This is a genomic window from Actinomyces bovis (assembly GCF_900444995.1).
GTDB classification, from domain to species: Bacteria; Actinomycetota; Actinomycetes; order Actinomycetales; family Actinomycetaceae; genus Actinomyces; species Actinomyces bovis.
The window spans coordinates 251,731-276,639 of the sequence record NZ_UAPQ01000006.1; the positions used below are offsets into that span (position 1 = coordinate 251,731).

22 protein-coding genes are annotated in these 24,909 nt (G+C 63.7%); 12 read left to right on the forward strand and 10 right to left on the reverse strand.

What is annotated here, in order from left to right; all coding sequences use genetic code 11:
- The first annotated feature begins 99 nt into the window (after positions 1–99).
- The 4 genes from DR039_RS04765 to DR039_RS04780 all read left to right on the forward strand — a co-directional run bounded on the left by DR039_RS04765 (position 100) and on the right by DR039_RS04780 (position 5,131).
- The gene (locus tag DR039_RS04765) at positions 100–1,959 is read left to right on the forward strand and encodes a phosphotransferase (protein WP_407641273.1); all 1,860 of its coding nucleotides are present in this window, start codon (positions 100–102) and stop codon (positions 1,957–1,959) included.
- The gene (locus DR039_RS04770) at positions 1,956–2,894 is read left to right on the forward strand and encodes a DMT family transporter (RefSeq protein ID WP_111836254.1); all 939 of its coding nucleotides are present in this window, start codon (positions 1,956–1,958) and stop codon (positions 2,892–2,894) included. The genes DR039_RS04765 and DR039_RS04770 overlap by 4 nt, the downstream gene beginning before the upstream one ends.
- A gap of 117 nt (positions 2,895–3,011) precedes the next feature.
- Positions 3,012–3,890 (forward strand): LicD family protein, encoded by an 879-nt coding sequence (locus DR039_RS04775; protein WP_111836255.1) that lies wholly within the window; start codon positions 3,012–3,014, stop codon positions 3,888–3,890.
- 5 nt (positions 3,891–3,895) lie between these two features.
- Complete coding sequence (locus tag DR039_RS04780; protein WP_111836256.1) at positions 3,896–5,131, forward strand: lipopolysaccharide biosynthesis protein; 1,236 nt, start codon at positions 3,896–3,898, stop codon at positions 5,129–5,131.
- Between the two features lie 94 nt (positions 5,132–5,225).
- Here DR039_RS04780 and DR039_RS04785 read toward each other — a convergent pair whose 3' ends face one another.
- Positions 5,226–6,074 (reverse strand): NAD-dependent epimerase/dehydratase family protein, encoded by an 849-nt coding sequence (locus tag DR039_RS04785; protein WP_111836257.1) that lies wholly within the window; start codon positions 6,072–6,074, stop codon positions 5,226–5,228.
- Between the two features lie 72 nt (positions 6,075–6,146).
- Entirely contained in the window at positions 6,147–7,964 is a 1,818-nt protein-coding gene (locus DR039_RS04790; protein ID WP_111836258.1) for a hypothetical protein, read from the reverse strand.
- 239 nt (positions 7,965–8,203) lie between these two features.
- On the opposite strand from DR039_RS04790, the gene DR039_RS04795 reads away from it, so the two are divergent.
- Complete coding sequence (locus DR039_RS04795; RefSeq protein ID WP_229116808.1) at positions 8,204–9,355, forward strand: acyltransferase family protein; 1,152 nt, start codon at positions 8,204–8,206, stop codon at positions 9,353–9,355.
- On the opposite strand, the gene DR039_RS04800 is transcribed toward DR039_RS04795, so the two are convergent.
- The 4 genes from DR039_RS04800 to rfbA all read right to left on the reverse strand — a co-directional run bounded on the left by DR039_RS04800 (position 9,345) and on the right by rfbA (position 12,398).
- Positions 9,345–10,226 carry a glycosyltransferase family 2 protein gene (locus tag DR039_RS04800; RefSeq protein WP_111836260.1) on the reverse strand — a complete coding sequence of 294 codons (882 nt, stop codon included), beginning with the start codon at positions 10,224–10,226 and terminating at the stop codon, positions 9,345–9,347. The two genes, DR039_RS04795 and DR039_RS04800, sit on opposite strands and share 11 nt — an antisense overlap.
- Positions 10,219–10,650 carry a DUF2304 domain-containing protein gene (locus DR039_RS04805; RefSeq protein ID WP_111836261.1) on the reverse strand — a complete coding sequence of 144 codons (432 nt, stop codon included), beginning with the start codon at positions 10,648–10,650 and terminating at the stop codon, positions 10,219–10,221. The genes DR039_RS04800 and DR039_RS04805 overlap by 8 nt, the downstream gene beginning before the upstream one ends.
- Positions 10,644–11,405: a glycosyltransferase family 2 protein gene (locus tag DR039_RS04810; protein ID WP_111836262.1), complete on the reverse strand. Its 762-nt coding sequence runs from the start codon at positions 11,403–11,405 to the stop codon at positions 10,644–10,646. Before DR039_RS04810 ends, DR039_RS04805 begins: the two co-directional genes overlap by 7 nt.
- A 120-nt stretch (positions 11,406–11,525) precedes the next feature.
- Entirely contained in the window at positions 11,526–12,398 is an 873-nt protein-coding gene (rfbA, locus tag DR039_RS04815) for a glucose-1-phosphate thymidylyltransferase RfbA (RefSeq protein ID WP_111836263.1), read from the reverse strand.
- A gap of 116 nt (positions 12,399–12,514) precedes the next feature.
- Between rfbA and manA the strand changes: the two genes are divergently transcribed.
- Positions 12,515–13,705: a mannose-6-phosphate isomerase, class I gene (gene manA / locus DR039_RS04820; protein WP_111836264.1), complete on the forward strand. Its 1,191-nt coding sequence runs from the start codon at positions 12,515–12,517 to the stop codon at positions 13,703–13,705.
- A 55-nt stretch (positions 13,706–13,760) separates the two neighbouring features.
- Here the strand turns inward: manA and DR039_RS04825 are convergent, their stop codons facing one another.
- Positions 13,761–14,486, reverse strand: a complete 726-nt coding sequence (locus DR039_RS04825) for a TIGR03089 family protein (protein WP_267489822.1) — start codon at positions 14,484–14,486, stop codon at positions 13,761–13,763.
- A 242-nt stretch (positions 14,487–14,728) separates the two neighbouring features.
- On the opposite strand from DR039_RS04825, the gene DR039_RS04830 reads away from it, so the two are divergent.
- From DR039_RS04830 to DR039_RS04840, 3 genes are read left to right on the forward strand one after another with little or no spacing between them, the layout of a single operon-like run.
- Positions 14,729–15,043: a WhiB family transcriptional regulator gene (locus DR039_RS04830; RefSeq protein WP_111836266.1), complete on the forward strand. Its 315-nt coding sequence runs from the start codon at positions 14,729–14,731 to the stop codon at positions 15,041–15,043.
- The gene (locus DR039_RS04835) at positions 15,040–18,846 is read left to right on the forward strand and encodes a glycosyltransferase (RefSeq protein WP_111836267.1); all 3,807 of its coding nucleotides are present in this window, start codon (positions 15,040–15,042) and stop codon (positions 18,844–18,846) included. Before DR039_RS04830 ends, DR039_RS04835 begins: the two co-directional genes overlap by 4 nt.
- Positions 18,846–20,462, forward strand: a complete 1,617-nt coding sequence (locus tag DR039_RS04840; RefSeq protein ID WP_111836268.1) for a DUF5719 family protein — start codon at positions 18,846–18,848, stop codon at positions 20,460–20,462. The genes DR039_RS04835 and DR039_RS04840 overlap by 1 nt, the downstream gene beginning before the upstream one ends.
- A gap of 51 nt (positions 20,463–20,513) precedes the next feature.
- On the opposite strand, the gene DR039_RS04845 is transcribed toward DR039_RS04840, so the two are convergent.
- Positions 20,514–20,951 carry a metallopeptidase family protein gene (locus tag DR039_RS04845; RefSeq protein WP_229116809.1) on the reverse strand — a complete coding sequence of 146 codons (438 nt, stop codon included), beginning with the start codon at positions 20,949–20,951 and terminating at the stop codon, positions 20,514–20,516.
- Positions 20,952–21,008: 57 nt separating this feature from the next.
- Between DR039_RS04845 and DR039_RS04850 the strand changes: the two genes are divergently transcribed.
- Positions 21,009–21,449: a DUF3499 domain-containing protein gene (locus DR039_RS04850; protein WP_111836269.1), complete on the forward strand. Its 441-nt coding sequence runs from the start codon at positions 21,009–21,011 to the stop codon at positions 21,447–21,449.
- Entirely contained in the window at positions 21,436–21,726 is a 291-nt protein-coding gene (locus DR039_RS04855; RefSeq protein ID WP_111836270.1) for a Trm112 family protein, read from the forward strand. Before DR039_RS04850 ends, DR039_RS04855 begins: the two co-directional genes overlap by 14 nt.
- On the opposite strand, the gene DR039_RS04860 is transcribed toward DR039_RS04855, so the two are convergent.
- Positions 21,692–22,528, reverse strand: coding sequence for an RDD family protein (locus DR039_RS04860; protein WP_111836411.1), 837 nt, complete (start codon positions 22,526–22,528; stop codon positions 21,692–21,694). The two genes, DR039_RS04855 and DR039_RS04860, sit on opposite strands and share 35 nt — an antisense overlap.
- A gap of 26 nt (positions 22,529–22,554) precedes the next feature.
- On the opposite strand from DR039_RS04860, the gene DR039_RS04865 reads away from it, so the two are divergent.
- On the forward strand, positions 22,555–23,562 hold the full coding sequence (locus DR039_RS04865; protein WP_111836271.1) for a stage II sporulation protein M: 1,008 nt from the start codon (positions 22,555–22,557) through the stop codon (positions 23,560–23,562).
- A 35-nt stretch (positions 23,563–23,597) separates the two neighbouring features.
- On the opposite strand, the gene DR039_RS04870 is transcribed toward DR039_RS04865, so the two are convergent.
- The gene (locus DR039_RS04870; RefSeq protein ID WP_111836272.1) at positions 23,598–24,890 is read right to left on the reverse strand and encodes a DUF58 domain-containing protein; all 1,293 of its coding nucleotides are present in this window, start codon (positions 24,888–24,890) and stop codon (positions 23,598–23,600) included.
- Between the last annotated feature and the right edge of the window lie 19 nt (positions 24,891–24,909).

Sequence of the window (24,909 nt, forward strand, 5' to 3'; positions counted from 1 at the left end):
GCGGGCGCAGGGGAACGCCGTGATTCTAGCCGGGAGCGCTCCGCAGGGGTATGACCCACCTGGTGTTCATGGATGTTGGTTCATGGTCTATATTCGAACATGCTGATGACTCTGCCGCACCTGAACGTGAGGTTCTCCTTGCCCAATGACCTGAGCCAAGGCCAGTTCGACGTCCTGCACGCGCTCCACCGCACCCAGGCCGCCCTCACCCAGCGCCAGCTGGCCCAGTCCACCGGCATGAGCCTGGGAGCCGTCAACACCACGGTGCGGGCGCTGGAGGCCACCGGGCTCGTCAGGGACCGGCAGCTGACCCCGGCAGGCCGGGCCGCCCTGGAGCCCTACCGCGTGGAGAACGCCGTCATCATGGCCGCGGGTATGTCCAGCCGCTTCGCCCCCATATCCTACGAGCGCCCCAAAGGCACCCTCAAGGTGCGCGGCGAGGTCCTGATGGAGCGCCAGCTGCGCCAGCTCCAGGAGGCGGGCATAACCGACGTCACCATCGTCGTCGGCTACAAGAAGGAGTACTTCTTCCAGCTCGCCGAACGCTACGGGGCAAAGCTCGTGGTCAACCGGGAGTACGCCTCACGCAACAACAACGGCTCCCTGTGGCTGGTGCGCGAGCAGCTGGGCAACACCTACGTGTGCTCCTCAGACGACTACTTCACCGTCAACCCCTTCGAGTCGCACGTGTACAAGGCCTACTACTCGGCCCAGTACGCCTCCGGCCCCACCGAGGAGTGGTGCCTGACCACCGGCGCTGGCGGGCGGATCACCGGCGCCACCGTAGGCGGGGCAGACGCCTGGACCATGCTCGGCCACGTCTACTTCGACCACGCCTTCTCCACCAAGTTCCGCGAGATCCTGGAACGCGTCTATCACCAGCCGCAGACCGCTCCCAAACTGTGGGAAGCCATCTACCTGGACCACATCAAAGAACTCGACATGGTCATCCGCAAGTACCCTGACGGGGTCATAAACGAGTTTGACTCCCTAGATGAACTGCGAGCCTTCGACCCCCACTTCCTGGAGAACCTGGATTCTGAGGTCTTCGACAATATCTCCACGGCGCTGGGCTGCTCCCCGGAAGAGATCACCGCCTTCTACCCACTCAAGCAGGGCATCACCAACCTCTCCTGCCACTTCGCAGTGGGTGACCAGGAGTATGTCTACCGCCACCCGGGGGCTGGCACCGAACAGATTGTGGACCGCCAGGCCGAGTTTGAGGCCCTAGGGCTGGCCTCGGAACTGGGAGTGGACTCCACCTTCGTCGTCGGTGATCCCACCAAAGGCTGGAAGATCTCCCGCTTCATCCCCGAGGCCCGCAACCTGGACCCCAACAACGCCCAGGAACTGGAGGACGCCATGCGCATGTGCCGCCAGGTTCACCAATCTGGTAGGCAGTTGTCCCGGAGCTTCGACTTTGTGACTGAGGGACTGCGGTACGAATCCCTGCTTAAGGGGCACGGCCCCATCGACGTACCCGGCTATGAGGAGCTACGGACCAAGGTGCTGCGGCTCAAGGAACTAGCAGACGCAGACGGACTGGCGCTCGTACCCAGCCACAACGACTTTTTCCCACTTAATTTCCTGGTAGACCCCACCGGCAAGCTGGACCTGATCGACTGGGAATACGCTGGCATGTCTGATGAAGCCAGTGACTACGGCACCATGGTGGTCTGTGCCGAACTCAACGAGGAACTGTCCGAGCGAGCCCTGCGCGCCTACCTGGGACGCCCAGCCACTCCGGTGGAAGAACGCCACTACCGGGCCTACGTCATCTTTGCCGGCTGGTGCTGGTATGTGTGGTCTTTGCTCAAAGAGCGTGAGGGCGACGACGTCGGCGAATGGCTGCTGGTCTACTACCGGCACGCCACCGGTGGCCTAGACGAGCTACTTACCCGCTACGAGCGGGCGCAGGACTTGGCTGATAACGCTTCCAAGACGGAGGTCCAGGCATGAGGTACGGCATCCTTTCCGGCGCCACCTGGGGCCTTGACACCGTCATTTTGGCCATGGCCGTGGCCCTGGCCCCCTTCCTAGGAGCCTCTGAGGCACCGCTGGCCAGCGCCCTGGTGCACGACCTAGCTAGTGCCCTGATCCTCTTGGCCTATATGGGTCTGCGCGGGCGCCTCTCCCACAGCCTGGCTGCCCTGCGCACCCGCAGTGGCAAAGTGGTGGTCTTAGGGGCACTGCTGGGCGGGCCAGTGGGCATGAGTGGCTATCTGGTGGCCATCAACAATATTGGCCCGGCCTACACCGCCATCATCTCCACCTTCTACCCAGCCGTAGGCACCTTCCTGGCCTTTGTGTTCCTCAAGGAACGCCTGCGTCCTCACCAAGTGGTGGCGCTGCTGGTGGCCCTGGGCGCCATAATCGCCATTGGCTGGTCTTCCTCCAACGATGCCACCCACGGCAACGCCTGGCTGGGTATCGCGGGAGCACTGGCCTGCGTGGTGGGCTGGGGCTCTGAAGCCGTGGTGCTCACCTGGGGCATGCGGGATGACGCCGTGGACAATGAGACGGCCCTGCACATACGTCAGACCACCTCCGCGCTCGCTTATCTGGTGGTGGTGGCCCCCTTGACCGGGGTCCTAGGCTTCAGCTTCCAAGCAGCCCTAACCCCAGCCACCGGCGTCATAGTGTTGGCCGCCCTGGCAGGCTCAACCTCATACTTGTTCTACTACAAGGCTCTGGGCACAATTGGGGCCTCACGTGGCATGGCTTTGAATATCTCCTACTCGGCTTGGGCGGTGGTGTTCGCCTTCCTGCTTCAGGGCAGTGTTCCCACGATCTTGCAGGTGGGCGGCTGCGTGGTGCTCCTGGTGGGCACAGTGCTGGCAGCCACCCCCAATTGGCGTGATCTGGGCCTCGGCCGTCAGTTCCGCCAGGCCTGAGGTCGGCTGCACAGCCTGTGCCAGAATGACCCTTATTGGCGACGCCGTGCGACCTGCTGGGCCAGCGGCACCTTTGGTTCCCGTACCCAACCCATTTACCTCTAGGAGGGTGCCCTAATGGCGTCTGATGCTGTGCATGACCCAGAGCTGCTGGCGCAGATCCACAAGCTGCTACTCAAGATGCTGGGCGACTTTGATGCCGCCTGCCGCCAGCTGGGCATCCCCTACTCGGTTTACGGCGGCACCATGATTGGCGCTATTCGACATCAGGGATTCATTCCCTGGGACGACGACGTGGACGTGCTCATGACCCGGGAGGACTACGAGCGCTTCCTGCGGGAGGCGCCCGCGGTGATGGGAAGCTCCTACCGTTTTGACAACACCCGCTCCCTGCCTGAATACCCCTATATGTTCACCAAGCTCGGCCTGGTTGACACCCTCCTGATTCCGGAGTTTGCCCGCAACGCCAAGTACCGCATGCCGGTGAGCATGGACCTTCTGCCTTTGGATACGGTGCCTAAAGACCCGGCCGCCTTCCGTTCCCAGAGCCGAGCCACCTGGCTGTGGGGCCGCCTACTGTTCCTCACGGGCACCCCCACCCCGATGCTCATCAACACCCATGGCCCTAAGCGCTGGGCTATCTACACCGCCACGTCCTTGGCCTACTGGGGGATGCGGCTCGCCCGGGTCACTCCCCGGCGGCTTCAAAAGCTGTGGGAACGTGCGGCCACCCGGCACAACCAGGAGCCCACTGGGCGCTTCACCGACTTCTCCATGCGGGACCCGGAGAACTGGGCGGTGGATTTAGAGGAGATTCAGCCCCCGCTGGATATGCCTTTTGAGAACATCACCGTGCAGGTCGCTCCCGCTTACGACGCCATGATGCGCCGCACCTACGGGGACTACATGGAGCTACCGCCGCTGGAACAGCGCCGAAACCACAAGCCCGTAGAGGTTCAGCTCGGCCCCTACCTAGACCCACAGCCTGAGGCCTAGAGCAGATGGCTTCTGAGACGCGTAGGGCCTCCCTGAAACGCGACTACCTCTGGAATACGGCCTCCTCCCTGATGAACGCGGCAGCCACCGTCATCATGGGCATGGCGGTGGCCCGAATGGGCACCTTGGAAGCTGCCGGCGTGTTCTCCCTGGCTCTAGCCATGGGCCAGCAGTTCCAGACCCTAGGGGCCTACGAAGTACGCACTTACCAGGCTACTGACCTACGCGATGGACTGCCCTTCGGGGTGTACCTGTCCACCCGATACTTGACGGTCGCCCTCATGCTGTTGGGCATCTTCGGGGCGGTCCTGGCTTCACCCAGCGCCAGGGGTAGCGCCTTGGTGGTGGTGCTCATCGCCTCGCTTAAATGCTTTGAAGCATTTGAGGACGTTATCTACACAGAGTTCCAGCGGGTAGGGCTGCTGCATGTGGGGGCGCGCGCCTGCTTCTGGCGCATGCTGCTTACCACCGTTGCTTTCTGCGCTGGTCTCGCGCTAGGCCATTCCTTGTGGCTCGGGGCGGTTGCGGGTCTGCTCACTGCCGCTGTGACCACTCTGGCGCTTTACATCCCCGCTATGCGTGGAGTGCTGCCTTGGCGGCCGCAGTGGTCCCGGAGTCAAATGAAGCGGCTGTTAATCGACTGCCTGCCACTCTTCCTGGGCTCTTTTATTGCCACCTATTTGGCTAACGCCCCTAAGTACGCCATTGATCTGTACCTGGGTGAGGCCCAGCAAGGTTATTTCTTGATCTTGTTCATGCCAGCGATGGTGGTCAACCTGGTCTCCCTGATGGTTTTCCGGCCACTGCTCACCACGATGGCGCAGCGCTGGACCAGTGGCGACCTCACAGCTTTCAAGGCGATCATCCGGCGTGGGCTGTTGACGGTTGGGCTGGCCTCCGTGGTGGTGGCGGTGGTTACCTATTTGATTGGTGCCCCCCTGCTGGGGGCTGTCTTTGGCAAAGACGTGTCCGCCTTTGTGCCTGAACTCATGGTGCTGGTGGCAGGTGGTGCCCTGAATGCCGCCTCGGTGATCCTCTACTACGCCCTGACCACTATGCGCCTCCAGCGGCTGGTGTTCATCGGCTACGTCGTCTGCGCTTTAGTGTCTACTGGGGCTATGGCGCTCCTGGTGCCTGCTGGCGGGCTCATGGGTGCCTGCATGGGGTACGCCTTAACGATGGCTGCACTGGTGTTCGCTTTCCTGACTGGTATTTGGTATACGCGCAAAGGACGACGCTGACAGCGCGTTTACTTCGGGTCTTGTCTGGGGATGATCACGGTAAAGATATGGCGCTGCTAAGGCAGCCTCTGGCACGGGGAAGCAAGACTGCGGTTTAGTCGCTCAGACGGTCGGCAGCCATGATGGCGCGGATCTTAGTTGGATCTCCCCACACCCCAGGGGAGTCGTAAGGGCGGTCTGGGAAGGCCCCGTACTCGAGCCGGATGTCGAGATGATTATCTTTGATGTAGGTCTCTACGCGCTCTGCCAGGCTCATAGGCTCGCCCGTGCAGGCGTTGATCACACCGGTGACTGCGTCCTGGTCTACGATCGCGGCGATCTGGGCTGCCAGGCGGTCCACAGAAATGAAGTCGTATCGGTTCTTGCCTGAGGTGAAGGGGAAGGTCTGCTTGCCCTCCTGGGCCGCAGCCAGGAGCTTAGAAAAGACTGAGCTGCCGAACTTATCGTCGCCGACGATGTAATAAGCCCTGATCCACTGGAACACTGCGTCATTAGCCTGAGCGGCCAAACGAGTAATCTCCCGTAGAGCATTCTTGGAGATGCCGTACAGTGAGGCCGGGGCACAGGGTGAATGCTCATCTATGGCACCTTCCCAGTAGCCGACTTCGTGCATGGAGCCCATCACCGCCAGCTGCTTGAGACCGCCTGCGTAGAGGTTATTCACTAGGTGATAGTGCTTGGGGAGGTCGTCCAGATGTGCGGAAGAACTGTGCTTGAATCCGTCGCGCCAGGCCAGGTGGATGACAGCGTCAGGACGGCCCATCTGTGCGTAGATGTCTGGATCTCCGCTGAACAGGGCTAGATCCAGCCGCTCAGCGCGTTTGTCAACGCCTTCCAAGTGCACATCTAGGGCCTTGACCTCCAGCCCACGGCCCAAGAGGGCTGAGACAACGTGACGGCCGATATAGCCACCGGCTCCTGTAACGACAACGCTCTTGCCCATGGGACCTGATGCTACCAGGGCATTTGGCCGGCTGCCCTCCACACTGGGATGGCGTGGAAGCAAGGTTCCTAGTCAGTCACCTAGAGCGATCACATTGACCTGGTGTTTGGGCTGGCAGTCCTGCACCTCCTGAGAGACCTGGGCCAGATGTGCCTTTGAGGTGATGACCGTAGCCTCCTTCTGCCAGTCGGCAAGCAAAGGGCATAGCAGACGCTCGTAGTAGCGGGCGTCAATCTTGGCGTATGCGTGCTTACGCACATTGTGGCTGGTGGGTGCGGAGAATTGAATCAGGAAGCGGTTGCGGTCAGCGTCGGTCTCGAAGCTTTCAGACTGGCGGATAAAGACTTGAGTCCCGCCGGGATTGGCGTCATAGACCTCGATCAACTCTTGGTAGGCCAGGCGGTCCAGATTCTCTGGGGTGACATCCCAGCGCTCAATCTTGTGTAGCGGTGCCAGTGCAGGGCGCAAAGCGCCAGAGTTCGCCGGTTCCAGAACGACGCCCACAAGAACTGCGGCAGCCAAGGCTACGGTCAGGCCCTGACGCGCCCGAAACCAGCGGCTCTGCTTCGCCGCTAAACCGTGAGAACTTCGTGCGCCTGCGCTCAGAGCCTCGGAGGCAAGCAGTGCAGCGGTGGTAATAGAAGCAATGAACAGCATCTTGACTGGGTAGTAGCCCCATTGCTTGTCATTGGCGTCGCGTAGGAACAACAAGATCGCGATCGCGGCCCAGCCGCCAAAGGCAACTCCGCCCAAGCCCACCGCAACGAACCGGTTTGCGTGCGGAGCTAGGAGAGTAAATGCCAATAGCAGGAACAATACGACGATGCCAGCGAGGATGTTTCCGTCAACGAAGTTTCGGGTGAAGGCTGGTCCAGATGTCAGGTAGTCGCCGCTGGTCTGAATGGACGGCAGCACCACAAAGATGCAGTAGAGCAGCAGGAGTGCCCAAGATGCCCCGGTCAACAGGACTTCTCTGCTGGTTAGCGGTGCGTTAGGCAGGGCGCGCAGACGGCGCATGAGCTGTGCCAGCAGCAGCATCCCAGGAATAAGTGCAGCGACTGACCAGGTGGCCAGGCAGACCAGGATCATCAGAGACAACCAGGGCAGCGACTCCCCACACTCAAGGGTGCGGTACAGCACCCAGGTCGTCACCAGGACCAGGAATATCGCGGCGATATTCATATAGCCATTGCGTGCAGCGATACCTAGCAAAGCCCCGGAGTATGGAATCCAGCCGATGATTATCAGTCCTACTGCCCGGGCTGGTGTCTTGACTCCGCCCATAAGGGCGCTGGTGGTCCAGGTGAGTAGCCCGCTAGCGGTGGCGCAAATGACCCCTAATGCGACCACATTGCCCATGAGCATGGTGCGAAGTGAGGGGTTGCCGGTGCCGGGCCCATAAAAGATAGATTCGATCGCAGCGGTGAGGAAGACCGGTTTGATCTCGTCTCCGGTGCCTTGGCCTCCGTTGAGGTGAATAGTCAGCCCCTCAATGGTGTTCATGACCATGTCATTGCGCATAAAAGGTAAAGGCAGAACGCCATAGCTTTGTGTCACCAGAAACAGATCCGCGGTGCCCACGAGAATTGGTGCCAAGATGGCGCTGATGGTCAGCCAGGGCCAGCTTGCCACACGGTTCCACAGGTGCTTTTCGGCAGTGGCACCTCTAGCTGCTGCGTCAGAGCCAGCCGCTCCGTCTACCTTGCTAGCAGGTTGCAATCGGCGCCGGGCCAGCAGACCGCCCAGGACCAGTGGGGTCAGCACACCAGCCCAGAAGACCAGTCCTAGGCGCCCTAGTCCCAGCCTGGGAGCCAGAACTGTGGTGGCGACCAGAGCGAGCAGGGTGGACGCGATTACCTTCGCAGCATTGCGAAGACAAAGGAAGGTCAAGGCTGGAGACGCTTTCAGATCGGCCCTACGACTGAGTGCCGTTAGGAGTGGGCAGGGAAACAAGATAAGGCTCACCAGGCAACCAAAGCCGGTCGAGGTATGCGGCTCGCATGCTACCGCAGACAGCGCGGGCCGGAACAATGACCAGCTGCAAGGCCTGGCAGAGGTGGGGCATGACACTGATTCCGCCCAGCGACCACTGTTCAAGGGGCCGTGAGGCAGTGGCTATGCTCTGCCCTGTGCCGTCTCTAAGTATTTTCAAGCCGCGCGATCTGGGGTCGCGAGACAACGCGTTGAACCTGCTCCGGCTCGTGCTCGCATTGCTCGTGGTGTTCTCACACACCCACATCCTGGCTGGCGTGGGGAACGGAGTCGTCTGGGAGGGGCAACACATTGGCAGCTGGGCGGTCGTGGGCTTCTTCACGATCTCCGGATACCTGATCACCGGTGCCCGTGAGCGCTCAAGTGCAGGAAAGTACCTGATTAACCGCGTGGCCCGTATCTATCCGGGCTACCTGCTGGCATTGGTAGTGGTCGCTTTTGGCTTTGGCCCCGCAGCGCACTGGATTGAGACCGGGAGCCTCGACGGCTACCTGACCACCCCAGTGACCCCGCTCAACTACCTCTGGGGAAACAGTCTTCTACAGATCTCCAGCTACTCCATCGGCACCACCCTGTCAGGCACTCCTTACGGGCAGGCTTGGAACGGGTCCCTCTGGAGCCTCTACTACGAGTTCTGGTGCTACATCATCATCGGTGTATTCCTCTCCTGGGGCTACCTGCGGGCACGCATCTGGCCCACTGCCTTGCTGTTCCTAGCTAGTTTTGCTGCGCATGCGGGAATCGACTGGCTCAACCCATACATCCAGAGCAACTCGTCCCTGGGACTGCTGCTCTTCATGCTCCCCTACTTCATGGGTGGGGCCCTCATTTATCAGTGCCGGGAGTACCTGCCGATGCGGCTGTGGCTCTCTGTGCTTTGCGCAATCGGGAGCTTCCTGCTGATTCACACCTTCCCCGATTTCGGCAAGCAGCTTGCCTCGCCGCTGATGGCTTATATCTTCCTCTGGCTCGGGGCCGTGCTGCCGTCCCCTGGATTCACCAAGATCCACGACGTCTCATACGGCGTCTATATCTTCCACTTCCCCGTGGTGCAGTTCTTGATCCTGCTGGGACTGCATAAGCATGGTTTCTGGCTGTTGCTAGTGGTGGCCAGCTTCTGCACGCTCATCATGGCGACGGCGAGCTGGTTCGGGATCGAGCGCGCCGCCATGCGCTGGGTCAGGGGCCGCAAACCGTGGGGGGACCTGCGGCGCGGCGCAGCGCCCATTAGTCAGCGCTTAGCCCTGTCAGCACCGCTTGTTCGGCGCGGTGCCGAACTCAGGGTTTGAATGCGTGGCGGCTGAGCGTGCCCAAAGCCTGACGGTCACGCATACGCAGCGCCGTCGGCAGAAGCGTCAATGCGTGCAGACGCGAGGTGGAGTGCAGCTTGGCGGCCCGGGCCGCGCGTTTCCACCCGTTCTTGCGCACCAGCTTCTGCGCCAGCGCAAAATACTCCTGCTCACCGGAAAAGCGTCGGCCATCAAACAGAGCTACTGAAGACGCTGAACCTGAGTGGCGGCGGTAGCTGAAAGTGACTTCGGGATCCCGCAGCAAGGTGCCGCCGGCGATCACGATATCCAGCACCAGGGCCAGGTCCTGGATGATGGGGAAACCGGGCCTGAAAGGCGTGCGCTCCAAAACCTCACGGCGGAACACCAAGGACGGCCAATAAAGCCAGTCAGCGTGCAGCAACGAGACCGCCAAAGACTCGCCACCAAGCAACCTGGGGCTACGAGCGGACGGCGCCACCAGTTCCTTAACCACGTCGGCCAGGGGGCGCACCACCGAGCCATTCGAGTCAATGATCTGTACCCCTGGCTGGATGATGGTCGCCTGGGGAAAGTGCTCAAGCAACTTATGAACCCGCGCCACGTAGCCCGGGTGTGGAACATCGTCGCAGCCAAGGAAGACCAGGTGTTCCTCGCTCGCTAGAGAAAGGCATTTCTGATAGTTCTGCGTGATCCCTAGGTTGGACTCGTTGCGCACATAGGTGATCCGCTCGTCTTCGAGCGCCTCAAAATACTTAGCGACCTCTGGGTCCGGGTAACAGTCGTCCACCACGGTGAGGCGCCAGCGTGGGTCAGTTTGGCCCAGCACAGCTTGTACGGTCTCATAGAGATAGTGTGGCTCCCCCCAGAAGGGCAGCATGATGTCAAGCATGGTCGGGCTCCGAGGAAGTATTCGGTTCTTGCGGCACAGTTTTGGAAGCAGTCTGATCCTGAGTTGCAGTGCCAACGGTTGCATCTAGTTTATTGGCCACCACGATTGAGTTGAGAATAGCGACGTTTTCAGCCAACACCCGGGTCTCCTCCTCTAGGTGGCTGATCGCCAGGGAAAGATGCAGAGAAACCCCCAGCAGCAGCAGAATCGCCAGCAAGAACAGCAGGTTCGAGGGCACTTGTATGCCGACTAGCTGCGTCAGCATCTCCAGTAAATGCGGCACGAGCGCGAGAATCAGCACGGCGGTTCCAACCACGATCCACAAGGCTGCGTACTTTTCCCGCAATTTCCGGGAGCGTAGGAAGGACAGAATGAAAACCATCATCGCTAGGGCAATGACGACGAAGAACATTTGATTCAGCATGGAGAGGTCTCCTCACTGCTGAGCGTGGCGTGGCTAGGCCTGGAGGCAACGGGGCGACGAGTGAGGGAGATGAACAAGGCGAACATAGAACGCAGCAGGTAAACCGCTGCTTTCCAAGGGTTGTTTGAGGGCATGCCGGCCTGCCTGGGGCGCATGGAGACCCCCACCTGGCTCACCGTCAGGCCTGAGCGAACGGCAATAACCAGGGAGTCGATGGTGTCACCCAGGTACTCGGCGGGGTAGTACTCGCAGTACTGCTCGATAGCTCGTTGATCTGCAGCGCGAAACCCAGAGGTGATATCCGTCAATTTGGTGCGACTAATCCGGCCAACAATGGCGGCTAGCAGGACCATTGCCCAGCGACGTGGGCCGCGCACGCTGTAGCTGCCAGCCTCAGCAAAGCGCGCCCCGATGGAAATATTGGTGTGCTCCAGCCCGGCCAATACCTTGTCGATATCGCGGGGGTCATGCTGACCGTCAGCGTCAACTTGGATGGCGCGGTCGTAGCCGAAGCGACGCGCATATTTGTAGCCGGCGCGAATCGCGCCGCCCACACCAAGGTTGTATGGCAGATCCAGGACGAATGCCCCAGCAGCACGCGCTGCCGCGGCGGTGTCGTCGCGGGAACCGTCGTTGACTACCAGCAGGTCGTATGCAGGGACCACCTTGCGCAACTCGTGAATGGTGGAGCCGATAACCTCCTGCTCATTCCACGCTGGCATGATCACCAGGGTCCTAGGGGCAGCGTTCGGCATGGGTCTCCTTGGGGCGCATGGATGTCGCAGTCATCTTAAGTGGACGGCTAGATGAGATGCAGACCAGCTCCGGGCGCGGAGGCGGGCTGGCTGCACTTCACCTAGCTGCTTAGAAGCGCCTCAGCGCCGCTCACGGGCCAGCAGGTCTAGCAGATACTGACCGTAACCGGATTTGACCAGAGGCTCGGCGCGCTGACGCAAGCCGTCGTCGTCAATAAAGCCCATGCGCCAGGCGATCTCTTCGGGGCATCCGATGTTCAGACCTTGGCGGTGCTGGATGGTGCGCACAAAGCCGGTGGCGTCAGCTAGCGAGTCAAAGGTGCCGGTGTCTAGCCAGGCGGTGCCGCGCGGCAAGACCTCTACGGTCAGTCGGCCAGCCTCCAGGTAGGTGCGGTTGACATCGGTGATCTCGTATTCGCCGCGAGCGGAGGGCTTGAGGTCCCGGGCGATGGTTACGACGTCGTTGTCATAGAAGTACAGGCCCGGCACTGCGTAATCCGACTTGGGTTTTGCAGGCTTCTCTTCAATGGAGATGGCCTTAAAGTTCTGGTCAAACTCCACAACGCCGTAGGCGGTGGGGTCGGCAACCTGGTAGGCGAAGACCACGCCGCCGTCGGGGGTGGTGTGGCGACGCAACTGCGTGCCCATACCGGGGCCATAGAAGATATTGTCGCCCAGCACCAGAGCAGCGGACTCAGTGCCAATGAAGTCTGCGCCCAGCACGAAGGCCTGTGCCAGACCGTTGGGATGCTCCTGCACGGTGTAGGACAGATTCACCCCGAGCTGGGAGCCGTCACCCAGCAGACGGTGGAAGCTGGGGGCGTCGTGGGGGGTGGTGATGACCAGCACGTCCTGAATGCCCGCGAGCATAAGGGTGCTCAGCGGGTAGTAGATCATCGGCTTGTCATACACCGGCACCAACTGCTTGGAAGTGCCCAGGGTGATCGGGTTGAGTCGCGTGCCGGAGCCTCCGGCCAGGATGATGCCTCGCATAGGCACAGTCTGACCTATTCCGGCGCCTCATGGGGCGCGCAACGTGATTGTGCCTGTAACGTAAGACCATCACCTGGGTGCAGTCCCTCACCTAGGACCGAGGAGGACAGTCACCCGTGGAGCGCCTTGTAGCTGCCAGGCAGAGCTATGACTGGGGTTCGCGCTCCTCATTGCCAGAGTTGTTGCGCGTGGAGCCAGATGGGCAGCCCTGGGCTGAGCTCTGGTTTGGCACCCATCCGGCTGGACCCACGCAGCTCGCCGACGGGCGCACGCTGAGTGCACTTATTGAGAGTGGACCCGAGCGGTTTTTGGGAGCTGACGTGGTCCAGCGTTTCGGCCCGCATCTGCCCTTCCTGCTCAAGCTAATTGCCCCGGATCGATCACTGTCCCTGCAGGTCCACCCCAGCCTGGAGCAGGCTGCGGCAGGGTACGCCGCAGAGGACTCTGCCGGCGTTCCACTTGACTCGCCGCAGCGATGCTTCCGCGACACCAACCACAAGCCCGAGATGGTGCTGGCCCTCACCGAGTTTGAGGCTGTGGCGGGCTTCCGGGCACCCCGTCGTGCGGCTGAGGTGCTGGCAGGGCTGGAGGCTCCAGTAGCGCGGCGCATGCGGCGCACACTGCGACTCAACCCCACTCGCTATGGCATCCGCAGCGCTTTTACTGAGCTGGTCTCCGCTGAGACCCGTCCGTCTGCTGCGGAGCTTAAGGAACTCGTGCAGGAGATGGGTTGGCGCCTAGAGCAGGGCACAGCCACCTCGGCTCATGCTTACCGGACGGCTGTGGCCATGGCCCGTGACTTTCCTGGGGACCCGGGGGTGGCCGCCGCGCTGCTCCTCAACCCTGTCACCCTGCGGCCTGGGGAGGCGCTGTTCATTCCGGCTGGCTCAGTGCATGCTTATATCTCGGGCCTGGGCGCGGAGGTCATGGCTTCCTCGGACAATGTGCTGCGGGCGGGCCTCACCAGCAAGCATGTGGATGTGCCCACCATGCTCTCCTGTGTGGATTACGTGGCTGCGCCACCGGTACGGCCTGCCCCTGAGTACTTGTCCCGGGCAACTCGCGCCTATTACGCGCCGGTCGATGACTTTGAACTGCTGGTGACCCAGCTGCTTGCGGAGGATGGTGTTTTGCCGGTGCCCGGTGGTGGTGCTCGTCTGCTGCTGGTGGTCGAGGGCAGTATGACGGTGGCCACCTCCGCAGGGTCGCTGCGCTTAGAACGTGGCCAGGGTGCCTTCGCGGGTGCTGATGAGAAGGGCCTGCGGGTCGAGGGTGCGGGCACCTTGTTGCAGGTGGATGTGCCTTGAACACAGGTGGCGCGGGCCGATGGGCCTGCGCCGGAGCATCTGCTGCGGAGCTTCCCTAAGTCAGGGTGGCGCCTTCCTGTCTCCGGGCTACCTCCAGGATTGCCTCATCGGCATCGGGCGAGACCAGCACTGCGCGGCGTCCGCTTTCCCAGGCCCGCAGGCAACCCAACAGTGCTGCTTGCGACGTGGACTCATGTACCAGCAGGGGAGTGTGGGAGGCGGTGGGAAGAGCGGTTTGTACTGCCTCTAATAGTTCTTGCCAAGTCCAGGTGGCCGACTCCGGGCTGTTAGTGACCAGGGCGGAGGCCTGTGGGGGAGCGGTTACGGCAGGAAACTGATCGGGGTAGGTCATGAGGTCGGCGGCGCCATCTAGGACCAGCGGGGGAAGTTCTCCCGGCCAGCGCAGGGCCAGGGACGGCAAGGGGAGCAGCACCTGCGCTGCAGCGCTAGGTAAGAGGTGTTCAGGGGCGGAGGCCACTGAGAGTCCGACGGCGTCGCTGGCGGGAGTGCCTAGCTCCACTGTGCCGCCGGCTCGCCAGGTGCCGCAGGCCCACACGATCATTCGCCAGTGGACCGGGAGTGCAAGATGAACCACCGGCAGGCCGAAATCGTTACCGTTTCCCGCCTCAATGGTGACCATGGCAGCGACCTTCGAAAGCCATTTCCCCAGCACTGGCCCGCTCAGTTCGATTCTTTCCACCGGGTCATACCAAGTCAGCGCGGCTGCCTTCCTAGAATATGCAGATTCTAGGATCGCATTAAGATTGCGATTCCCTAACAATTCTCACCTTCCTCTTGAGGCTTAGCTGTAAGATGTGGATCGGTTGACGGCTTTAAGGTTTTGGCGATTTTGCAAGGCTGTTGCGGCGGAGTCTTGTGGAACCTCTCGTTAGGATGCTGCTAGCAAGCGGCTTGCCGGTCTGGTGTCTATGTAAGTTAGCTACCACTTTTGGGCTTGACTGGGCCGGACGACACACGTGTAATTTGCAGAGTCAGATATGAGTGATTCGCCAGGGAGGCGTCATGTGGAACATCTTCGGCGAAGGGCCGATCAACGGTCCTAGCACTGTCGATGACGACGCCGAGCTGTTGTCGATCTTCGGTGCCGAGGACGATGGCCCCCTGGCCTGGCAGGAGCGGGCGCTGTGCGCCCAGACCGACCCTGAAGCATTCTTCCCGGAGAAGGGTGGCTCCACCCGCGAAGCGAAGCAAGTCTGCCACAACTGCCCTGTCAGTCAGGACTGCCTCGAGTACGCCCTAGCCAATGACGAGCGCTTTGGTATCTGGGGTGGACTGTCCGAGCGCGAGCGCCGCAAGCTCAAGCGCCGGGCGGTATGAGTAGCTCCGTCGAGCAAGGATCGCTGCCGCGGACTGGGACTATCGCGGTCCTCGTCTGCGCCGGGGTAACGCCCTACCTGCCTAAATCTCTGCGTGCCCTAGCTGCACAGACCCTGGCGCCAGACGTCGTACTCCTAGTGGATATTGCTTCACGGGAGAACGGTCTAGGTGACGGCACCCCAGTAGAAGAAGTGGTCGAAGCCGCCGAACTCGACCAAGCCACACTCGTTCGCATCGTTCGCTGCCCCCAGGCACGCGGCTTCCGCGAAGCCGTCAGCCAAGGTCTGGAGGCCTATGCGACCTTGGTTGCCTCAGGCAACCGCTGGCGCAAACGTGCCGGAGCCTCCACCAGCATCGGCGTCCAAGGCACACTCAGCGGTCCCACCGGCGCCATGTCCCCAATCACCGAAGAAGAGCGCGTACAGGTAGCCCAAAGCGCCGTGCCCGCCGTCGGCGTGGATCACTCCCGCCTTTGGCTGCTCCACGACGACTGCGCCCCCGAGCCCAACTGCCTAGAGGAACTGGTAGAGGCCATCGTTACCTCCCGCTCTGTGGCCCTAGCTGGGCCCAAGCAGGTGGACTGGGATCACCCAGAGCAACTCCTAGAAGTCGGCCTGGTGACCACCGCATCGGCCCGGCGTGCCAATGACATTGCTGAAGGAGAGATTGACCAGGGGCAGCTGGACGACCGCTCGGACGTGCTCGCCGTCGGCAGCGCTGGCGCCCTGATCGACCGCGACGTCTGGGAGAAGCTCGGCGGCCCCAGCCCAATGTTCCCGATCTTCGGGGACGGCCTGGAACTCTCGCGGGCCGTCAGACTTGCCGGGCACCGCGTCGTCGTCGCCCCACAGGCGCGCCTGCGCCACCGCCGCGCCAGCTACCTGGGCCTGCGCCCACCAAGGACGCTAACAACTGAGGCCCCACAGGGAACCGCGACCCCCACAAGGCCCGCTGAGCCTAACGCCGATCGTTCCTTCCGCGCCCGCCGCACCGCACAGCTCAGCTCCTGGGCCTCCTTCTCCAGCAAGCCCCTAGGCCTGCTGCTGGCGTACTTCCTGGTGCTAGCGGGAGCGCGGGCCCTGTGGCGCCTGCTGGCTAAAGATCCTGGTCTGGCCATGGACGAACTCAAGGCCGCCCGCGCGGTGCTTGACCGTCGGGAAGCTATCGCCGCAGAACGCAGTCGGCTGGCAGGAATCGGCACCGCCAACGGCGCCCTCCTCTCCGAGCTCTACACCACCCCCTACCGCATCCAAGCGCAGCGCCGCGACCACAACCGCCAGCAGCGTGAACGCGCAGCCCGCGCCGCCGCCCCCAGCGAACTTGAGGTACGCGAGCTAGCGGCCATCAAGACCACCCGGCGGATTGTGCTTGGCCTGGTTCTGGTTCTGGCAGCAGTGGCCGGCGGCATTGCCCTGTCACGAGTGCTGGTCACCCGCAATCTGGCCGGAGGCGCACTGACCGCCTTAGGCCTGGACTGGCAGCAAGCTTGGTCTGCCGCCTGGAGCACCTGGGCCTTTACCGGCGACGGCGTGCCCACCGCCCCCAACCCGCTCCTAGCCGTCTTGGCAGTGGCGCTGGCCGGGCTCAGCCCCCTAGGGATTGAGGCGGAAACGCTTATCAGCCTGCTCCTACATCTGGCTGTCCCTCTGGCAGCGCTCGGTGCCTGGTATGCCGCCGGAGCGATCAGCCGTCGGCCCGCAGTACGTGCCTGGGCCGCGATTAGCTGGGCCGCTGCACCGGCACTGCTCCTGGGGGTGGGGCAGGGGCGCCTGCCCGCCGTCATCGTTCACCTGACCCTGCCGTGGGCCATGCTGGCTCTAGCCCGTGCGCTGGGTGCTGACCGCCGCGACGTGATCCTTTCCGGCATGGTTGGTGCGCAACGGCTCTCCAGCGCCGACCGCGGCAAGTCCAAGCCCTTCGAGGCGGAGCGCAGCGCTGAGCTAGCCAAGTTGGCTCGCTCCGGGGCACAATCCCGAGACGCTGAGCCCACCGGCAAAGCTGCCAGCCTCAAGACCGGCCAGCCGCGCGGCCCGGTAGACGACGACCCCGCTACACCGGTTATGGATGACGCCACCGGCGTCGTCGTTTCAGCCTCCACTAGGCGCGGTGCCCGCATCCGCGCTGCCGCCACCGAGCAATACGGCCCTGGGTCAACCACTGCGGCTGCCGCCGCCGGGCTGTTGTTAGCGGTGATCGCTTCCGCAGACGCCGGCGTGGGCTCCATGGTGGCGCTGTTGCTCTTGGGAGCAATTGTTTTTGGCTTCCTGCGCACTCGCCACCTAAACGCACGGCTCCTGTTCGCTGCCGTGCCCACCGTCGCCCTGCTGACGCCCACCTGGTGGGCCGCCTTCGAGGCCGCCCGAGGCACGGGCTCCCTGTTCTCGACTCGCGCCCTCGCACAGGCCGCGCACACGTTGGCAACCGTCACCGGCGCGCCGGTTGCCGTGACGGCACCCAGCTCGCTGGACCTGCTGCTAGGCATTCCGGCAGACCCCCACAGCCTGGGACTCGGAACTATTGCCACCTCCATCACGCGGGCCTGTCTGCTGTTCCTGCCCCTGCTGGTGGCACTGTCCCTGCCCTTGCTTGGGCGGCACGGCCGCCGTGCCCGCGTGGGCCTAGTCCTGGCGCTGGGCGGAGTGTGCTGCGCCATGCTCTCCCTGCGAGCTACCACCGGCATCGGCACTGATGCCACCGGTGCGGGCTCCGGCCAACTGGTGACCGTCCCCGGTTGGGCTGGCGCCGGGGTGAGCCTGATGCAGGCCGGGCTGCTGCTATCCGCAGTGGTGCTGCTTGACCGCTTCCACAGTCAACTGGTGCGACACACCTTTGACTGGAGGCACCTGGCGGTGGGCTTCTTCAACGGCCTAGCGTTGCTGCTCGCCGCCTGCCTGTTGGGCACCTGGTCTTGGAGCACCCATGCGGGCTCCGGCGGCCCCCTCATGATGCTGCACAGCGGTAGCCGCTCGGTGCCCGCCATCGCCGCCGAGACGCAGCGGACCACTGGTGGGCGGGTCCTGGCGATTGGGACTGATGCTCAAGGCCTGACTGCATCCCTATGGCGGGGCGACGGCGTGATGCTGGCGGATGTGCTTCCCGCCGCTACCTCCGCTGACGCAGCCCGACTCAAAGAGACTGGCACCACTGTGACCCAAACCAAGTCAAATACCGGGCTGCTGCGCGGAGCTCGCCAGGCTGGCCCCGCCGTCACCCTCAACTCGGACGCCGCCACCCAGGATCTAGCCCAACTCGTCGTCGGTCTGACCGCCGGCCAGCAAGACAATGCGGCCGCCGGTTTGGCGCGGCACGGCGTTGCCGTGGTGCTGCTAACTGATCTATCCTCCCGCACCACCGAAGCTGCCGCAGGCATCGCCGCCACCCCGGGCCTAGAGCAGTTGGCCAGTACCAAAGTGGGTAAAGCCTGGCGGGTTAGCCTGGGCAACGGTGCAGAGGTATCCGGCGCACTGATCCAGGGACGCGACCAAAGCGCTGCGCAATTCCTGCCCTGGAACTCTCAGCACCTGAGCGCGGAGCTACCCGCCGCTTCCGACGGGGCCAAGCGCACCCTCTATCTGGCGGAGCGCTCCGACCCCGGTTGGCGCGCCACCCTAGATGGCCAGCCACTCAAGCCCATCGCCGACCCTGCGGGCTGGCGCCAGGCCTTCGAACTCCCCGCCACCGGCGGACAGCTTGAACTCGGCCACACCAGCCTGGTCTCCCGCCTGCTCACCCTCTCGATCTGGGTGGTCTGCGGCATCACCGCCTTGGCTGCCCTGCCCCTGCGACGTCCCAGGAACGACTGATGGCAGAGCCCCGCAAATACCGCACCTCACGCACCCGCAGCGAACGCATCCGCACGGGCCGCTCTCGCCCAGGCTCACAGCGCCCCAGCATCGGCAAGATCTGGAAGGACACACGCGGCTCCTTGCGGCAGGCGGCACCCAAAACCCTCAAAGCAGCGCTAGGCCCCGTCACGGGCCTGGCCATGCTGGCCGGCCTGGGTGGGCTTGCTCTAATCAACCCAGCAGTTCCTGTGGATCCGGTCCGCCCGGTCCACTCCCAGCCCCTGGCTGCGCCCAAGCAAGACCACCAGTTGATCTGCCCACAGGCCGCCAGCAACGGCCTAGAGGTGGCTAACTACGACGCCGCCAAGCAGGCCACCGCAGTGGCGGTCGTCCCCGGAGCAAAAGCCAGCTACCGGGAAGAGGCGCTGGAAAGCGGCAGCTTTTACGAGCTAGACAGCGCCGAAGGCGGCCTGCTGAGCATTGCCCAGAGCGGCACCGCCCTAGCCGAAGGCACTGGCCACACCGCCACTCTCTTTGAATCCGGTGACCTAAGGGGCCTGGCTATAGCGCCCTGCACGGCACCCAGAACTGCCGCTTGGATCGTGGCTGGGGCTTCGCGTCCCGGCGCCTACACCGAACTGCGATTGACCAACCCGGGAACCACCACTGTGTCCGCCTCAGTTACCGCCTACGGCGCTACCGGGCTCGTGGACCTCCCCGGTGGGGGACAGGCGGTTATTGCTCCCGGAAAGACAGAATCCGTCTACCTGGGCACCTCTGACTCGGTGACTGCGGATGGCCGACTGGCCGTGCAGGTCGTCGCGGAAGGCGGGGCCGTGGGGGTGGACCTAGTTGAAGAGACCCTGGACGGTGAGACCCCTGCAGGCGTGGAGGTAATCGTGCCTGGGGCAGACCCAGCCACCGAGCAGGTGGTGCCCGGCGTGGTCCTCGTAGAGCCTGAGAAACAGGGGCAGGGCACTGGCTCAGCAGCATCCTCAGACCAGCCCCTGGTGCGTCTGGTGAACCCCTCAACCTCCTCCGCAACAGTGCAGGTCAGCCTGCTGGGGGCTACCGGTGAACAGGTTCTGGCCGGTGCGGAAGCCATCGTCGTGGACCCCGGTGCAGTCTTTGACGTGTCCCTGGCCGGGGTGGAACCCGGCACCTACACCCTGCACACCACCTCAGATATGCCGGTGGGTGCCGCCGTTCAACTGGTCCGGTCTGCCGGTGAGTTCCCCGAGCGTTCCGGCGCCCTCCTGCACGACCGCACCTGGCTCCAAGCCGCCAACGCAAACCTGGAGCTTGGCGGCAATCTGACCCTGCCAAAACACTGGGGTGCCGAATCGCAGCTGGTTATAGGTAACTCTGCGGAGGCGAGCCGCGTGGTCACCCTGCGCAGCCTCGACGGCACTTGGACCCAGGACGTCACCCTGGCTTCCGGCACCACCACCACTGTTACTGGCCTGCCGGAAGACCTCTCGGTCCTGCAGATCAGCGCCGACGGCGAAGGCTGCAGCGCGGCCGCCGTCGTGACCATGGAGGTGACCGGTGAGGAAGCAGGCACGCTAATCTCCGCAGTGCCAGCCGTCCCGGGCGCACAAGCCCAGGCGGCCCGAAACATACTGCTGCACTAGACGCCCAGGCACAGGGCCCTATAGTCGCAGGGCCCTGGCTGCAATACCCAGTTACAGCGGGTATTGCGGGTCGATCTCCTCCGGGCGCCGCCCCAGCATGGTGGCTACCTGTTCCACCACCACCCGATGCACCAGCTCCACCAGCTCCCCCCGATCAGCCGCACGCGAGGTGACCGGACGCCGGTAAATCACCACTCGCGCGGGCAAACCGGCCTTTGGCTCCGCAGCGAAACCACGCCCCAGCACAATCCCTCGCTCCCAGGGCGCCGGGTCTGAAGGCGGCACCTCTTCCACCGCAAACTGGATCGACTCCACCTGCGGCACTTGTCGGCTCAAGTCCTGTACCACGCGGATAACTAGCTCATCAAAACGCTCCGAAGGAGTGCGCCAGGCAGGCAGGGCCGCAGGCAACAGCGGACCGCGCAGACCCCGGCCATGGCGGTCACGACGGCGAGTCGGCTGGGGGACTGGTGAAGGCACAGAACTCACGTGCGGCAGCCTAGACGCCAAGACAGGCAGGCGGCCACGATGCGGTAGCCTCACCCCGTGAGAACAGTCCGCCACTGCCGCCGGTCCGGGTGCTTCCGCCCCGCCGTGGCTACCTTGACCTCGGTGTACGCGGACCAGACGATTGTTTTGGGACCTCTGGCGACAGAAGCCCAACCCGAAGCCTATGACCTGTGCGACGACCACGTCGCCTCCTTTACCGCCCCGCGCGGCTGGCAGGTGATTCGCCTGAACGTTGAGTTCGAGCCGGCAGCTCCCAGCGAGGACGATTTGCTTGCTTTGGCCGACGCCGTCCGGGAGGCTTCCCGCGCCCCCCGGCCCGCACCGGTGCCCGCGGAGCGCTTAAGCCGGGCTGGCAGCCTGCCACATCCGGCCTCCCTGCTGGCCGCACCCGGGGATGGAGAGATCACCCGTCGCGGTCACCTGCGCGTCTTGCGTGGGGAAAAGGACCTGAATCAGGAGCATGATGACCAGCCCTAACCTCGGCCAGAACGCTGAATCCGCAAGCTGTGAGTCCCGGCCTGCGGCGCTGCCCGCCTGGCTGCGCCAGCAGTTGCGGTGCCCCGTCACCGGTGAGGAACTGGCAGACGGCATCGACTCCGACGGCGCTCCAGTGCTGCTGTCTCCCAGTGCGGGCCTGAGCTACCCCGTGCGTGACGGCGTGCCCGTGCTCCTGCCGCATGAAGCGAAAGGTCTAAGCTACTGCCGTCCCGCCAAACTGCTCAGAGCAGTGAATAAGCGGGCGCTGACTCGCTAGCCCGCAGCCGCTCCTCGAACTGCAGGTCCCGTTGCGCCAGAGCCAGCTCCCGATTGCGCCGCTCCACCAGCACTGCCGCCAAGAAGCGCTCAGGGTGGGTGGAAGCAGGCGGAGGCGGTGCCACCAAAGGCAGCACCTGCTGCGCCAGCGAGGTGGCGATTCGCTGCCGCGCCACTGGGTCCAGGGTGGTGGTGCGCTGCAGGAAGCTACGGGTCACAAGTGCTAGGTGCCCCGGTAGCGCATGCAAGTCTGTGCCGTGCGCCCATTCGGCCAACTCAGGTGGCATCAGCAGGGGCGGGGCGCTTTTGGCCGTGGCCCGCTCGTGAATCACATAGGTGCCTGCCAGCAGATCGCCCAGGCGCTTGCCTCGGCGCGCCACAATACAGGCACAAATCGCCAGAACGCCGGAGGTTAAAGCCACCTCCACCACCGCGACCAGCGCCCGCACCAGGCTGTGGCGCAGGCGCACTGCCCCGCCGTCGTCCCTCACCACCCGGGTGCCGACCACCAGGCGGCCAGCGCTGCGGCCGCGGCTCAAGGTCTCTACCGTCACGGGCACGGCCACCGCCCAGAACACCATGATTAAGGCCGCGATGGTCGTGGCTGCGGCGACAGTAGTGTTCGCTGGCGCCAGCGATATAAATGTGGCCAGTGACAGCGCGGTACCAGCGCCCATAATGCCGTAGTCAATCGCCCCACTGAGCAGGCGTGAGCCGACAGTCGCAGGCACCACGTCCAAGACGACGGCCTCACCCGTCACCATTCGTTCCTGCTCGATCCTCCGCTCGGATGAGGTCTCCATGGTCACCGCCGTGTCAAAGTTGGGTTGTGGATATTGATGCCTTTGTTGCCGCCCACCAGCATCAGTGGGATCGGCTGCGGGAGTTGGCTGCCATCCGGCGCCTGACGGGGAAGCAAGCCGATGAACTGGTGTCCCTTTACCGCTTGACTGCCGGGCATTTGTCGCGAGTGCGCACCAGTGCCCCGGACCCACAAGTCGTGGCAGAGCTTTCCTCCCTGGTAGCCAGTGCCCGCAGTCGGGTCACTGGAACCAGCCGGTCTGGCTGGTCTGTGCTGCGCCGCTACGTCACTACGACTATGCCAGCTGCCCTGTACCGGGTGCGCTGGTGGAGCTGGTGGACCACTGTGGCCTGCTTGTTGGTGGCAGCTGTGGTGGCTTGGTGGACCCTGCGCACCCCTGCCGCGATGAGTGCCATGGGCACGCCCAAGGAGCTTGACTCCCACGCCAATGACGCTTTTGCCGCCTACTACACCACCTATGCGCCGCAGGAGTTCTCCGGCCAGGTGTGGACCAACAACGCCCGCATCGCTGCGATATGCGTGGCCAGCGGCATTACCGGAGTGATCCCCGCCTGGGTAATGCTCAGCAACTCTATGGTCTTGGGGCAGAGCGCCGCGGTGCTTATCGACCACGGCCTGACCTGGGAGTTCTTTGCGCTGATTCTGCCTCACGGCCTGCTGGAACTCACCAGTGTGTTTGTGGCTGGAGGGGCAGGCCTCAAACTCTTCTGGACCCTGCTGGTGCCCGGGCACCGGCGTCGTTCCGACGCTCTGGCGGAGGAGGGACGCACCGTTATCACGGTGGCCGTGGCACTGACTATCTCGTTGGGAGTTGCCGGACTGATCGAGGGCTTTGTAACCGGGGCCTCGATTCCCTGGGCCTTCAAGATCACGCTGGGGGTTTTGGCTCTGGCTCTGTTCCTGGCCTACACACTGGTGCTTGGCGCCCGCGCGCAGGACAGTGCCACCGGTGACGCTCTGGTTGGTGACCTGGAGGCGGAGGATGCCGGCGCTCGGGTAGCTGTGGCTGGCTGAGCCGCGCGCCTCCAGGGACCGACGGCGTCGGGCGGTCATAGCCGCCCCGCTGCCTTGAGGGCCAGATAGGCGTCGGCCACCGTGGGAGCCAGACGGTCTGGCTCAGACTCAGCGACCTCCACGCCACTGCGGCTCAGGCGGGCGCGCACGGTCTCATTTTGGGCCAGCGTGTGCTCGGCTGCCGCAGCCACATAGGTCTGGTCGCTTTGCCCATGCTCTTGGCGCAGCTGCCCCAGCATCGGATCGGTGGCTGAAGCCAACAGCACGGTGTGCTTCCGGGCCAATGAGGCTAGGTGCCGCAGCGCCTCAGAGTCAGTGGCGCCCGGATCCACGGCGGTCAGCACCACCACCAGTGCGCGCTGGGAGAGCATGGTCCCAACCGTCTGGGTGATGAGTTGCCAACTGGTCTCCACCAGCCGCGGCTCCACCGGGGCCAAGCTATCCGCCAGCTCTGCCATTAGCGCCGCGCCAGACTGCCCCCGCACCTGGGCGCGCAATTCCTCGTCCAGGGCGACGACGTCCACCCGGTCACCGGCGTGCGAGGCTAAGGCCGATAGGAGCAGAGCGGCCTCAATTTGTGCATCCATGCGGGTGGCGTCCCCCAGCCGCGCACAGGCCAGTCGCCCGGTGTCCAGGATGAGTAGCACGCGCCGGTCCCGTTCGGGACGCCAGGTGCGCACCACCACCCCGCCGCGACGGGCAGTGGAGCGCCAGTCGATGGAGCGCACGTCGTCGCCCACCACGTACTCGCGCAAGGAGTCAAACTCAGTGCCCGCCCCGCGCACCATGACGGCGCTGCGCCCATCCATCTCCCGCAGGCGGGCCAGGCGGCTGGGCAGGTGCTTGCGTGAAGTGAAGGCAGGCAGGACTCGCAGTCGGGCCGGAGCCTGCAGGGAGGCTTGGCGGCCTGCCAGCCCGAGAGGGCCCGCCAGACGCACGGTAACCAGGTCCGCGACGCGGTCTCCGCGGCGGGTGGGACGCAGCTGAGTGTGCAAGCGAGTGCGGCGTCCTGGCCCCAGGTTTAGCCGATGGCGGGTGTTGCTAGCGCCAGCAGAAGGCACCCACGCGTCACGCACCAGGCCTTTAGCCACCTTTTTTCCCTGGTTTGAGATCGTCAGGGTCGCCGTCGTGGTCTCATCTAAGCGCACAGCGCGATCCACTTTGCGCCCGGCCTGCAAGGAATAGGGGGAGGCTGCCAGCCCCACGTCCAATAAGGCCAGCAGCATAAGCGCCAGCAGCCAGAGCACCACCGTCAAAGGACGGGGCCAGATCAGCACTGGGACAACCCCGAGCAGCATGAACACGGCAGCACGTTCGGACAGATACACGGGGCCTCCTTCCGGAAAC

Coding starts and splice junctions, on each gene's coding strand:
- DR039_RS04780 (WP_111836256.1), top strand. CDS start 3,896: ATGGCTTCTGAGACGCGTAGGGCCTCCCTGAAACGCGACTACCTCTGG.
- DR039_RS04855 (WP_111836270.1), top strand. CDS start 21,436: ATGACCAGCCCTAACCTCGGCCAGAACGCTGAATCCGCAAGCTGTGAG.
- DR039_RS04805 (WP_111836261.1), bottom strand. CDS start 10,650: ATGCTGAATCAAATGTTCTTCGTCGTCATTGCCCTAGCGATGATGGTT.
- rfbA (WP_111836263.1), bottom strand. CDS start 12,398: ATGCGAGGCATCATCCTGGCCGGAGGCTCCGGCACGCGACTCAACCCG.
- DR039_RS04830 (WP_111836266.1), top strand. CDS start 14,729: ATGTGGAACATCTTCGGCGAAGGGCCGATCAACGGTCCTAGCACTGTC.
- DR039_RS04800 (WP_111836260.1), bottom strand. CDS start 10,226: ATGCTTGACATCATGCTGCCCTTCTGGGGGGAGCCACACTATCTCTAT.
- DR039_RS04810 (WP_111836262.1), bottom strand. CDS start 11,405: ATGCCGAACGCTGCCCCTAGGACCCTGGTGATCATGCCAGCGTGGAAT.
- DR039_RS04835 (WP_111836267.1), top strand. CDS start 15,040: ATGAGTAGCTCCGTCGAGCAAGGATCGCTGCCGCGGACTGGGACTATC.
- DR039_RS04785 (WP_111836257.1), bottom strand. CDS start 6,074: ATGGGCAAGAGCGTTGTCGTTACAGGAGCCGGTGGCTATATCGGCCGT.
- DR039_RS04775 (WP_111836255.1), top strand. CDS start 3,012: ATGGCGTCTGATGCTGTGCATGACCCAGAGCTGCTGGCGCAGATCCAC.
- DR039_RS04840 (WP_111836268.1), top strand. CDS start 18,846: ATGGCAGAGCCCCGCAAATACCGCACCTCACGCACCCGCAGCGAACGC.
- DR039_RS04770 (WP_111836254.1), top strand. CDS start 1,956: ATGAGGTACGGCATCCTTTCCGGCGCCACCTGGGGCCTTGACACCGTC.
- DR039_RS04860 (WP_111836411.1), bottom strand. CDS start 22,528: ATGGAGACCTCATCCGAGCGGAGGATCGAGCAGGAACGAATGGTGACG.
- DR039_RS04765 (WP_407641273.1), top strand. CDS start 100: ATGCTGATGACTCTGCCGCACCTGAACGTGAGGTTCTCCTTGCCCAAT.